Here is a 12,373-nt window from a genome sequence, read left to right as displayed (position 1 = left end):
GCTACTACTATTAATCGGTTCTTGGAACCCTTTTCTCTTGCAAAAGGGTTCCAAACCTCCTCAAATGCGCCTGACGATAAAAGGTTTTCACACTCTGCGGAGTGCGCCCAAAGGCTCTGCCTTTGGAAACCGCCACCTTTTGGAAAAGGTGGACGAAAACTTCTATTTTTATGGCAGCCTACCTATATTTGTGCGAAGCGCTCCACCATAGCAGAAAGCAGTTTTGCCGAAGGCTCCAGATCCTTTGGATTAAATACAGAGGATGGGGAGTGGATGTAGCGGGTCGGTACCGCAACAGCCAAGGTACGGCATCCGGAAGCAGCCTTACCCATGCCTGCAGCATCGGTTGCACCGATGACCTGATTTTTGATCTGATATGGAATATCCTGCTCTTTGCAGATTTCCTTTGCAACGCAGAACAGTTCACGATCAGAGAATCCACCCTTGTCCTGGAAGGTGAGGACCGGACCTTTGCCCAGTGCGCAGACATTCTTGGAAGGGGAGACTCCCGGAACATCTGCAGCAGTGTTGGTGTCAACTGCAACAGCAATGTCCGGTTTTACTGCAAAGGCAGCATTGCCGGCAGCACCGCCAATCTCTTCCTGAACGGTGAATACTGCGGTGATATCATATGGCAGATCTTCGTTTAACAGTTCGAGCAGAAGCAGACAGCCGATACGGTTGTCCAGAGCTTTTGCACAGATACAGCTGCCCATCTGAGTAAACTGTGGACGGAAAGTTGCAAAGTCACCCAGAGATACAAACTGTTCTGCTTCTTCGCGGCTCTTGGTGCCGATGTCAATGTAAAGCTCAGAGTATTTCAGAGTAGCTTCACGCTCATCTGCACTTTGCAGATGGATCGGTTTTGCACCGACTACACCCTCTTTTCCGCTTTCGAGTCTTACCGGCTTGCCCACAACCACGCGGGTGTCAATTCCACCAACCGCGTCAAAGCGGATCAGACCACTTTCTTCAATATAGGTTACGATAAAGCCAACCTCATCCATGTGTGCAGCAAACATCAGCTTGTTTTTAGGAGTCTGTTTTCCCTTTTTCTCGCAGATGAGGTTTCCTCTTGCGTCTGTATATGCGGTGCAGTCAGCAGGAAGGTGAGATTTGATCCACTGAGCAACTTTTCCCTCACAGCCAGATACACCATCAATAGCACAAAGTTCTTTTAAAAGATTAAGTCTGTTTGTCTGTTCCATACCATCACGCCTCCTATCTTGCAAGTTCCGAAATTGCATAAGCAGCAATCAGTTTAGCGGTGTTGTCCACATCGACAGTGGAGATGGTTTCGATTGGGGTGTGCATATAGCGAAGCGGAACCGAAACACAGCAGGTCTCGATGCCGGCACCAACCTTGACAATACCGTCCGCATTGGTTCCGGTATGACCTCCGCCCATGACTTCAACCTGATATGGAATGTTCTGTTCTTTGCCGACCTCGATGAGTTTTCTTGCCATGCGGCGGCTTAAAGTAGCGCCCATACCGATCATAGCACCTTTGTTGAGGTCGCCGCAGTGTTTGTCAGCGATCTCCGGTGTGGTACCGAAGGTAACGTCCACTACGATTGCCTGGGTTGGGTCTGTTTCAAAGGAAGCGGTCTGTGCGCCAAGTCCGCCGGTTTCTTCCTGAGCGCTGAGCAGAACGGTGAGGCTGATCGGTTCCAGATGGTGTTCTTCCCAGTAAGCTTTGATCTGTTCTGCTGCCTTGATGATAGCAACACAGCAGCAGCGGTCATCGTGCGCTTTGCTGGATACCAGATTGTTTTCCATTTCGGTGAATGGGCCGACGAAGCTGATTTTATCGCCAAGTTCGATCTGTGCCTTTGCTTCTTCTCCGCTCATGCCGACATCAATCCAGATTTCGTCAATCTTTGGATTTTTCTTTTCTCCACTCTGGATATGCGGAGGAACACTGCCGATTACACCGGAGAGATCTCCTTTTGCGGTATGTACTACAACAGGGGAAGCCATTACCAGACGACGGTCAACTCCACCGCACTGAGCGACGCGAAGGAAACCGTTATCCTCAATGTGAGTGACAGTAAGGCCGATTTCATCAATATGAGCATCCAGCAGCAGGTGAGCTGCGCCTTCTTTTCCCTTCATTACCTCACAGATCAGCGAGTTGTGTACGGTGCGTCTGCATGGTCCAAGATCTTTGCAGATTGTTTCTGCCGCAGTCAGGGCACCATCTTCACATCCAGCGACGCCGTTTGCCTGACAAAGCGTTTTGAGCATCTGTATTGTTTCCATAAAAACCCTCTCTTTCTTTCGGTTTATGAAAAACCAGTTTTATATAAACCGGTTTGCCATAAAGCGGTTATTTTCCCGATAAATCCTATTCTATCACATTTTTTCTCATTTTTCACTTCCTTCCATGAAAAACCTTTTCAAATTGCAAATCCTTTGCAAAGTTGCTATAATGAGAAAAAATAACTGGGAGGGATTTTTACAGGATGCAGCTTTTAAATCTGTTGCAGCAGGTGCAGGCAGGGGAAGTTTCCCCCGAGAATGCACAGGAAATGTTAAAAAGTCTTCCGTATGAGGATTTGGGGTTTGCAAAACTTGACCATCACCGCAAGGTTCGCTCCGGATTTGGCGAGGTGATTTACTGCGCGGGAAAATCAGACGAGCACCTGGTTTCCATCTACCAGACCTTTGCAAAGGAAGGTACAGCTGTTATGGGGACTAGAGCCAGCAAGGAACAGGCGCAGGTGGTACAGGCAGCTGTACCGCAGGTAATTTATGATCCGGTGTCCCGTATCCTGCGGCTGGGAGAACATGAAAATCAGCCGGTTGGAAAGGTTGCAGTCTGCACCGCAGGAACTTCAGACATTGCAGTTGCGGAGGAAGCAGCACAGACAGCAGAATTTCTGGGAGCAAATGTTGAGCGCTTCTATGATGTGGGGGTAGCGGGCATCCATCGACTGTTTGCTCGTCTTCCTGATATTCAGTCAGCAAACTGCATTGTAGCTGCTGCCGGAATGGAAGGAGCGCTTGCCGGTGTGCTGGCAGGACTGGTGGACAAACCAGTCATCGCTCTGCCTACTTCGGTGGGATATGGGGCAAACTTTCACGGACTTTCTGCACTGCTCACCATGCTTAACTCCTGTGCGGAAGGAATTGCAGTGGTAAACATCGACAACGGTTTTGGCGCAGGCTATCTTGCAGCGCAGATCAACCGTCTTGTCTGCAAAAATAATGATTAGGAAGGGAATGTTTTTATGCCAAACAAACTTTATCTGGAATGTTACTCCGGCATCAGCGGAGATATGACCGTTGCAGCACTGCTTGACCTGGGGGCAGACCAGCAGGTGTTGCTGGAAGGACTGGAAAGTTTAAATCTGCCTGGTTACCAGCTGAAAATCGGTAGAGTAAAGAAAAATGGTATCGATGCCTGCGATTTTGACGTTATTCTGGATGAGCCGGAGCATCATCATGACCATGATCACGAGCACCATCACGACCATGATCATGAGCATCATCACGACCACGAACATGACCACGAACATGAGCATCATCATGACCATGATCACGAGCACCATCATGACCATGATCACGAGCATCATCACGACCACGATCATGAGCACCATCATCACCATGATCATGTACACCGGAATATTGGGGATATCTTTGCCATCATCGACCAGTCGAAAATCAGCGATCGGGCAAAACAGACAGCGAAAGATATTTTCCGAATCATTGCAGCTGCTGAATCCAAGGCACATGGAATTGCAGAGGATCAGGTTCACTTCCATGAAGTGGGTGCAGTTGACTCGATTGTAGATATTGTTTCGGCAGCTATTTGCTTGGATAATCTGGATATTACCGAGGCGGTTGTATCTGATCTGTATGAAGGCTGCGGCTATGTTCACTGCCAGCATGGATTGATGCCGGTACCGGTTCCTGCCGTAGTCAACATCGCAGCAGACAATGCACTGCGCCTGCGTCTTACTCAGACCCGCGGTGAGATGATTACCCCGACTGGAGCTGCTATCGCGGCATATCTGTCCAAAGGCGGCAAACTGCCAGAATCTTTTGTCATTGAAAAGATTGGCCTGGGAGCAGGCAAGAAAGATTTTGCCACCGCAAATATCCTCCGCGCTTTCCTCATCCGCGACTAGTCTGTAACAGGAGGAATCTTTTTGAAACCATTATCTATTTGTCAGCAATATCTTCTGTGCATTCTCAATGAAAAGGGAGTGCTCAAAGGCTACACCGCAGAGAAGAGAGTCTGCCTGCTTGCTGCCTGTGTTCTGGAAATGCGTCTGGATGGCTGCATCAAGGTGGAACAGAAACAAATCCGGGTGGTAAAACCATTGCCGGAAAGACTTTCTTACTTTAAGCCTCTATATGACTTTCTGTATGAAAAAAGCCCGATCAAAATCATCAAAATGCTTGATGCGTACAACATCTCTTTAACCGACAAAAAATTTCAGGAGCTTTTCTGTTCACTGGGTGATAGCCTTTGTGAAAAGGAAGTTGCTGAGCGCTGCAAAGCAGGACTGCTTTCCAAAAAAGGATATCGTCCGGATCGTGAAGCAGTGGATACCATCATAGAAAAGATGAAAAAAGAGTTTAACGGCAAGGGAAAACTCAGTGATAACTCCGCAGCGCTCCTGACCTTGCTTGACCGTAGTCATCATTTGGGAGAGTATGTGGAAAAGGAAGAACAAAAACGTATGCTGGATTACCTGAATACTGCAAGTGAGGCAGTTAATGGTCAGACACTGCGTCAGCAGATTGTTTATATCCAACAGGTTCTGTCCACACTTTCTCTGACATCCGCCGTTCCTAAAAAATAAGAATATAAAAAACTCCAGCCCTACTGACAGGGCTGGAGTTTTTTTATGCAGAAAAATTATTTTTCAATGTAAGTGTTAAAGGAAAATGCCAAGCAGTACAGAGAAAGGATGAATGCCAGCAGCACATCGAAGACAGGCAGGCTCATCGAAGAAAATGCGGCAATCTCGCCGGCAGTCATGGTAAGTCCGAACAGTGCAGCACACATGCCAAAAGCATTAATCCAGCGAACTCCCTTGATAAAGTCGACATCGCTCAAGATGCGGCTCTGACCCATCAGGAAGAGGGTAAAGCTCAGCAGACACAGCAGATAAAGGGTACGTTCTGGCATACCGGCAATCTGTGGATAGTCGCGGAACATCTCAACACAGGCAATGAGCGCCCAGACAAGTGGGAACAAAAAGGTAAGAGATCCGCGGTTGGAAATGTTTTCTTTAAAGTAGCAGATACCGAGATGCAAAAAAACAATTCCGCTCAGAGCCGCCATTACAATCTGAAGGGCAGTAATAATCAGGGTAGAGAACATGACAGCGGAGAAAGCGGATGAGAGCAGATTCATCAGATGAATCACACCGCTTGCAATCATCAAAGCGCCCATTAAAAGGGACAGGACACCGAGCATTCTGGAATTTGAGATGGAAAAAGCAAAACGTTTCTGGATTACAGTAGAAAGCAGAATAATCAGCACCGGAACTGCAATTAACACTCCGTAAAAGACAGTGGTGAGCAGGTTGCTGGAACTAAAAAATCCAGTGGTCGGGTCCAGATTGGTGATACACAAAAATCCATATAAAGGCAGGCAGACAATAGCGCCGATGACAAAAAGAATTTTGGAAATATTCAAAGCAGTAAAACCTCTTTCCGTTTGATATCAGTAATTGCCCTTTATAAAGCAGGACAACGCTTTTGTTATTTTACCATGTTTTTGATTTTTTGTATAGGGTGTTTTCGGGAGTGAAAGCAACCAAAAAGTAAAACAGGGAGCATAAAGAGAAGCAAGTGCCACATATACTGGATGCAGAGATTATAACGGAAAGGAGAATCCAAGATGCGAGGGAGGATTATCTGGATTGTTTTGGAAACTTTGTGCCTGATGTTTTGTCTGATTGTGCTGCCTGTTTTGTTTCATCGGGAGGAGCAGGATTATACACCGTCTGCGATGGAACAGTCGCAACAGATGCAGCCGGTTATACCTGAAGAAGAAAAAGAAGAGACAGAGCAGCAGGAAGCTGAGCAGACCGATTGGGAACCCTTTCGGATTTTAAATCGGACGACCGGTGAGATCGAGACGGTTCCGGTAAAAGAATATGTGACCGGAGCACTTTGCTCTGAGATGCCCGCAACCTTTGATTCAGAAGCACTCAAGGCACAGGCAGTCAGCGCACACACCTGGGCCCTCTACTGCCAGCAGGCAGCAAAACAGAGCGGACAGGCCTATGATTTTTCCGCTGATCCGCAAAACTGGCAGGGCTATGTGACCGAAGAACAGGCAAAAGAACGGTTTGGCGACTATTTTACCGAGTACTGGACGAAAATCAGCCGCGCTGCCGAAGAGGTGTGGCAGGAGATCATGGTGGATAGCCAAAATCAACCGATTGTGGCAGCCTATCATGCAATCAGTTCCGGCACCACCGAATCTGCGGAAAACGTCTGGGGAAATGAACTGTCCTATCTGGTTCCAGTGGACAGCTCCGGAGATATTCATGCCCAGGGTTATCAGAAAACAGTTACTTTTTCAAAAGATGAGCTTAAAAAGCTGCTGGAAACCTATCAGCCGACGCCAAATCTTTCGCAGGACCCTTCTGGATGGCTGAGTATTCTGGAACGCTCCGGCTCCGGATATGTGACTTTGATGCGGGTGGGAGATGCTCAAATGAGTGGGATTGAATTTCGGGAGTTGTTGGGGCTGCGTTCTTCTGATTTTGATTTTTCCTTTGATGGAGAAACCTTTACCTTCACGACGACAGGATATGGACACGGTGTTGGTTTGAGCCAGTACGGCGCAGATTATCTTGCACGTCAGGGAAAAACATATCAGGAGATTTTAGAGCACTATTACAGCGGTGCAACTTTAGTCGAGAGGGCATGATAAAAAGAGGCACAGGATAACTGTGCCTCTTTTTGTTAGGGAAGATGATGTTTTCTCAAAAAGCATATTGACAGGAAAGGGGAACTGTGCTATCCTGATACCAGAAACATATGAATAACTGTTCATATGTTAGCAGAAAGCGGACTCAACCACTTCAAAAGCAAAAAAACAGGAAAACATCTGGAAGAGATTGTGCAGAAATATCGATTGATTTTTTCTATAAAATAGGATATGATAGACTCAAACATATGAATGATTGCTCATATATTGAGCGGGATTTCCAGAACAGAAAGGAAAAAACAATGCGAAATATTTCTGAAAAACAATCGATAGAAGAAGTTGAAGTATGCGAAGGTAACCATCAGCACCAGTTGGAATATCTGAAAAATCGGATGCCGACCCAGCAGGAGATGGAAACCGCCGCAGAGCTGTTTAAAATGTTTGGAGACCCGACCCGTTTAAAGCTGCTGGCAGCTTTACTTGGTCAGGAAGTGTGTGTATGTGATCTCAGCGATCTGCTTGGCATTTCCCAGTCGGCGGTATCTCACCAGCTTCGCCTGCTTCGTGCAAGCCATCTGGTTAAAAACCGCAGGGAAGGAAAATCGGTTTTCTACTCGCTGGACGATGAACACGTTGCTACCATTTTAGCACAGGGTATGGAGCACGTTCGCCACCAGTAGGATTCTTTGGAGGGAATTGTGCGATGAAGGAGAACAATCGGGGAAACAAGAAAGAGGAAGGCTGCGGCTGTGCAATGTGCCAGCTGGAAGGCATATTAGGAGTAGGAAAAGAAAAAACAGAACACAGCGATAAAGAACATCATGAAGCTTGCGGTTGTGGACACGATCACGAGCATACCCACGAAGCTTGCGGCTGCGGGCACGACCACGAACATACCCGCGAAAACTGCGGTTGTGGACACGAAAACGACCACGAACATACCCACGAAGCTTGTAGCTGTGGACACGACCACGAACATACCCACGAAGCTTGTGGTTGTGGACATGACCATGAACACACCCACGAAGGCTGCGGTTGTGGACACGATCACGAGCATACCCACGAAGCTTGTAGCTGTGGACACGACCACGAACATACCCACGAAGCTTGTGGTTGTGGACATGACCATGAACACACCCACGAAGGCTGCGGTTGTGGACATGATCACGAACACACCCACGAAGGTTGTGGTTGTGGACATAACCATGAACACACCCACGAAGGTTGCGGCTGTGGACACGATCACGAGCATACTCACGAAAACTGCGCTTGTGGACATGAGCATGAGCATACCCACGAAGGCTGTGGTTGTGGACATAACCATGAACATACCCACGAAGCTTGCAGCTGTGGGCACGACCATGGTCATGAAAAACACCATCATCACGATGGAGAAAGCTGCGGCTGTGCAATGTGTCAGCTGGAAGATGTTTTGGGTGGACATTCTCACAAAGGTGGACATGAGCATGGGGAGCATCATCACCATGATGGAGAAAGTTGTGGCTGCGCAATGTGCCAGCTGGAAAATCCATCGGCTTCCCATCATGAAGAGGAAGAAGAGCCGACAGAAGAAAAGAGCGGAAAATGGAAAACTGTTGGTAAAATTGTTCTGGCAGCAGCGGCATTGCTCTCCTCTGAGTTGCTCGAAGTTCCGATGTGGGCAGCATTTTGTATCAGTCTCATTACCATTCTGGCATGGGGCTGGGATCTGATCTGCAAAGCCGGTAAGAGTTTAAAGAGAAAGAGTCTGGATGAAAATGTCCTGATGGCGATTGCAGTAGTAGCGGCATTTTTACTGGGTGAATATTTTGAAGCAGTAATGGTTGTTGTCCTGTATTCTCTGGGTGAGATTCTGGAAGAAAAAGCAGTCAAGAAGAGCCGTCACGATATTGCAGAAGTTGTGAACATCCGTCCGCAGAAGGCAAATCTCCTCATGGAAGACGGAAGCACCAAGGAAATTCCTTCTTCCCGCATCCGTCCGGGCAATCTGCTTCTGGTACGTGTGGGTGATCGTATTCCAGTCGATGGTATCATTGAAGATGGCGAAAGCTCGATGGACCAGTCTGCTTTGACCGGTGAGGCAATTGCAGTTGGTGTTCGTCCAGGTGATACCGTTCTTTCCGGTTCGGTAAACCTGTCTGCAGTGCTGAAGATTCGCGCAAAATCTGCCTTTGAGGACTCTACTGCCAGCCGTATGATCCGTCTGGTGGAAGAATCCTCTGCACAAAAAGGTCACACTGAAAAACTGATTACCCGATTTGCAAAGGTTTATACTCCTTTAGTGGTAGTGTGTGCAGTTCTGGTTGCTTTTTTGCCTCCAATTCTGGGAGTTGGTACTCTGAAGGAATGGATTATGCGTTCTCTGGTATTTCTGGTTGCGTCCTGTCCATGTGCGCTGGTCATCTCGGTTCCTCTGGGGCTGTATTCTGGTGTAGGGGCAATTTCCAAACAGGGTGTTTTGGTAAAAGGAACCAAGTTCTTGGAGCCCCTTGCAAAGGCAAAAGCAGTTGTACTGGATAAAACCGGAACACTGACAACCGGAGAGCTGGAAGTTTCCAGTGCACAGGCATTGATTCCAGAAGAACAGCAGCAGTTTGAGCAGCTTACCGCTCTTGCGGAAGGTTACAGTGCACATCCGATTGCACAGGCTGTTTTAAAAGCGCTTCCAAAAGTTTCTCAAACAGAGCAGGCAGCAGACGTGAAGGAGATTGCAGGAAAGGGAATCCGGATGACCTATCAGGAAAAGACCTTGCTTTGCGGTTCCCTGCGTCTGTTGGAAGAAGATGGAATTGATACTTCCAATCTGCCAAAAGCAAACGTTTATACCGCATATGACGGAAAAGTTCTTGGCTATGTTATTTTGTCTGACCGTCCAAGAGAGGAAGCAGCAAAAGCAATTGCGCAGTGGAAACAGTCCGGTATCGAAAAAACAGTTATGCTTACCGGAGACAGCGCTCTGTCTGCCCAGAGAGTGAAAGAAAAATGTGGCGTAGACGAGATGCGCACCGATCTGCTTCCTCAGGATAAGCTGACCGAATTGCAGAAGCTCAAAGCACAAGGCAATAAGGTAATTTTTGTTGGTGATGGAATCAACGATGCACCGGTTCTTGCAGCCGCAGATGTCGGTATTGCGATGGGAATGGGAACTGATGCAGCCATCGAAGCAGCAGACGCCGTTTTGATGGGCGAAAAGCTTACTTCTCTGACCAGTGCAATCAAGATCAGCCGAAGAGCATTGTCGGTAGTTCACTTCAACATCTGGTTTATTCTGATTATCAAGCTGGCAGTATTTGCACTTGGTATCGCAGGATTTGCCAATATGTGGATGGCAGTGTTTGCAGATGTCGGTGTATCCATTATTACCGTACTCAACGCTGTACGTATTTTAAGATTTAAAGATTAGTTTGTAAAAATCTCTCCGGAATTTTATCCGGAGGGATTTTTTATTATTTTTTGAAAAAACATATTGACTTTTTTTAGAAGCTGTGGTAAAATAATTTTCGTTGCTAGATGGAGAGGTGTCCGAGTGGTTTAAGGAGCTAGTCTTGAAAACTAGTGACTCGCAAGAGCCGTGGGTTCGAATCCCACCCTCTCCGCCAAAGTTTTCTTTAGCGGGTGAGAGTGAGAGGATTTAGCACAAAACCGCTCTAAAAATAGAATAAGCGTAAGCCGCTTACCAATCTGGAGAAGTACTCAAGTTGGTGACGAGGCGCCCCTGCTAAGGGCGTAGGCCGGCCTAAAACTGGCGCGAGGGTTCGAGTCCCTCCTTCTCCGCCAAAAAACGATCCTGTGAAAACAGGGTCGTTTTTTTTATTTTAATCGGAGAAGAGGGAGTCGATTGAGCCGCCATAAAAATTTTAATTTTTATGGAAAAACAGTCCGGGGGACTGTTTTTAGGCGAGGGGTAACGGAGTGAGTCCCTCCTTCTCCGCCCAAAAGACAGTTCCGAATTTCGGAGCTGTCTTTTTTTGTCTTCGAAGCCGATTTGTTCGTCGCCAAAGGCTCGAACAAACCGTCGAGGGACACTCGCAGGCAAAGTCTGCCACTGGCAGACTTTGTTTTTCCTGCTCGACTCCTTCTCCGCCAAAAAGATTTTGGGGAGATGTAAGGTCTTTATGAAACGAGTGAGTGTGCTAACACGAACGATTGTCGTGTGCTGAAAGTATCAGTTTGCAGGAAAGCGAAGCGCGAAACAGTGTGCAGGCTCAGCCTGCCTGCCACTGGCAGACTTTGTTTTTTCTGCTCGACTCCTTCTCCGCCAAAAAACTTTGGGGAGATGTAAGGTCTTTATGAAACAAGTGAGTGTGCTAACACGAACAATTGTCGTGTGCTGAAAGCATCAGTTTGCAGGAAACCAAAGCGCGAAACAGGGTGCAGATTCAATCTGCCGAGAAACAGTGTCTAGTCTCAAGCTGATTTTTGCTTTGATGCAGGGATATCCTTGGAGTGATCTATTGGGGATATTCATATTCGAAAGAAGCGGACATTGTTTCAAATGAGAAAAGAGTATGATGATTCTGTTTAAAGCAGTAGGATGCCCGACAGCAGGCACTTTCGTGTATGGTCCGTTTCATAGCGCCGCTGACAGGTGCAAGAAGAGGATGATGATTTTGTTCAAGCAATTTAACGGATAGAGTGAGGCTGCCTTGCCGGATTATCAGTTCGCCGTTTTTTATTTTTATCACTTTTGCCCCAAGGTAGGTAGCAAGACGATATTCTCTGCCATGATAATGAATAATACCGATGATGCCAGTAAAGGAAAATAATCCGAATGGAATATCTGCTACACACAAAACAAGAGATCCACCCTCGAAGAAACACTGTGTCCAGGCATATTCTTTGGGAAAAGAATATCCTCGGTCTCCTTCCAGATATCCGTTTGCATTGGAGAAAGAATAATCCACACCATTTATACATATATTTCCGGTAACACTGTGTTTCATGCTTAAAATACTGTGTCGACACTGCAAAAAGGGGATAAATTGGAAGGGTCCCATAATGTCATAGCGAATGGGAGAGAAAGCACCAAACAGAAGTGACCCCTCAACCGAACAGTCTTTTGTATGCAGGGACAGCTTCATGCCATCCTTGCTGAAGTGGTTATTGCCAAGCGTAATCTGAAATTTATTTTTATCTTGGAAAAACTGGTGATAGGAAAAAGGAATATTCCAAGCATTATGATTCGTAATGAATTGAATGGAAGCAGATGATCCTTCTTTTGATTGGTGAAAAGCAGGGATAACGGCCAGTGTTTGTGTATTGGACTGACATTTAAAATACCAGCCACAAAAGTAGTTGTGCATAAAGATCCTCCTGTCCAAAATCAGATAATGTTATTTTGGAAAAATAGAGATCGAATTATGCTTTAACAGTGTATTTTTGCCAGCAAATACCTTTTGATTTTTTCATACTCAGTCAAAAAAGTATGACAAAAAGAAAACAATATGATATTTTTAAAAGTAATTGCTTTTA

The 12,373-nt window shown here is 46.6% G+C and carries 10 protein-coding genes and 2 tRNA genes; 8 read left to right on the top strand and 4 right to left on the bottom strand.

The genetic code is table 11. From position 1 onward, the window contains the following. Positions 1-182: 182 nt before the first annotated feature. Both BQ5375_RS13910 and BQ5375_RS13905 read right to left on the bottom strand, forming a co-directional pair. Complete coding sequence (locus tag BQ5375_RS13910; RefSeq protein ID WP_076918086.1) at positions 183-1,208, bottom strand: M42 family metallopeptidase; 1,026 nt, start codon at positions 1,206-1,208, stop codon at positions 183-185. A 13-nt stretch (positions 1,209-1,221) separates the two neighbouring features. Beyond that, positions 1,222-2,262, bottom strand: a complete 1,041-nt coding sequence (locus BQ5375_RS13905; RefSeq protein WP_022133265.1) for a M42 family metallopeptidase — start codon at positions 2,260-2,262, stop codon at positions 1,222-1,224. Between the two features lie 203 nt (positions 2,263-2,465). Between BQ5375_RS13905 and larB the strand changes: the two genes are divergently transcribed. The 3 genes from larB to BQ5375_RS13890 are packed head-to-tail and all read left to right on the top strand — an operon-like array spanning position 2,466 to position 4,814. Further along, positions 2,466-3,218 (top strand): nickel pincer cofactor biosynthesis protein LarB, encoded by a 753-nt coding sequence (larB, locus tag BQ5375_RS13900; RefSeq protein ID WP_022133266.1) that lies wholly within the window; start codon positions 2,466-2,468, stop codon positions 3,216-3,218. A gap of 15 nt (positions 3,219-3,233) precedes the next feature. Beyond that, positions 3,234-4,133, top strand: a complete 900-nt coding sequence (larC, locus tag BQ5375_RS13895) for a nickel pincer cofactor biosynthesis protein LarC (RefSeq protein WP_076918085.1) — start codon at positions 3,234-3,236, stop codon at positions 4,131-4,133. A 21-nt stretch (positions 4,134-4,154) separates the two neighbouring features. After that, complete coding sequence (locus tag BQ5375_RS13890; RefSeq protein WP_022133268.1) at positions 4,155-4,814, top strand: GOLPH3/VPS74 family protein; 660 nt, start codon at positions 4,155-4,157, stop codon at positions 4,812-4,814. A 56-nt stretch (positions 4,815-4,870) separates the two neighbouring features. Here the strand turns inward: BQ5375_RS13890 and BQ5375_RS13885 are convergent, their stop codons facing one another. Beyond that, positions 4,871-5,656, bottom strand: coding sequence for a hypothetical protein (locus BQ5375_RS13885; RefSeq protein ID WP_022133269.1), 786 nt, complete (start codon positions 5,654-5,656; stop codon positions 4,871-4,873). A gap of 204 nt (positions 5,657-5,860) precedes the next feature. Between BQ5375_RS13885 and spoIID the strand changes: the two genes are divergently transcribed. The 5 genes from spoIID (at position 5,861) to BQ5375_RS13860 (ending at position 10,678) form a co-directional block, all read left to right on the top strand. After that, on the top strand, positions 5,861-6,901 hold the full coding sequence (gene spoIID / locus BQ5375_RS13880) for a stage II sporulation protein D (protein ID WP_022133270.1): 1,041 nt from the start codon (positions 5,861-5,863) through the stop codon (positions 6,899-6,901). 302 nt (positions 6,902-7,203) lie between these two features. Further along, positions 7,204-7,581, top strand: a complete 378-nt coding sequence (locus BQ5375_RS13875; protein WP_022133271.1) for an ArsR/SmtB family transcription factor — start codon at positions 7,204-7,206, stop codon at positions 7,579-7,581. Positions 7,582-7,604: 23 nt separating this feature from the next. After that, positions 7,605-10,304, top strand: coding sequence for a heavy metal translocating P-type ATPase (locus BQ5375_RS13870; RefSeq protein ID WP_083687641.1), 2,700 nt, complete (start codon positions 7,605-7,607; stop codon positions 10,302-10,304). A 109-nt stretch (positions 10,305-10,413) separates the two neighbouring features. Then, positions 10,414-10,500: transfer RNA gene (locus BQ5375_RS13865), tRNA-Ser, on the top strand. A gap of 84 nt (positions 10,501-10,584) precedes the next feature. Beyond that, positions 10,585-10,678 (top strand) — tRNA-Ser (locus tag BQ5375_RS13860). Positions 10,679-11,352: 674 nt separating this feature from the next. Here the strand turns inward: BQ5375_RS13860 and BQ5375_RS13855 are convergent. Further along, the gene (locus BQ5375_RS13855) at positions 11,353-12,204 is read right to left on the bottom strand and encodes a tocopherol cyclase family protein (protein ID WP_022133273.1); all 852 of its coding nucleotides are present in this window, start codon (positions 12,202-12,204) and stop codon (positions 11,353-11,355) included. Positions 12,205-12,373: the final 169 nt, after the last annotated feature.

The organism is Negativibacillus massiliensis (genome assembly GCF_900148495.1).
In the GTDB taxonomy this organism is placed as follows: Bacteria; Bacillota; Clostridia; order Oscillospirales; family Ruminococcaceae; genus Negativibacillus; species Negativibacillus massiliensis.
The sequence above is the reverse complement of the archived record's forward strand: the minus strand, read 5'-3'. Positions and strand labels throughout refer to the sequence as shown.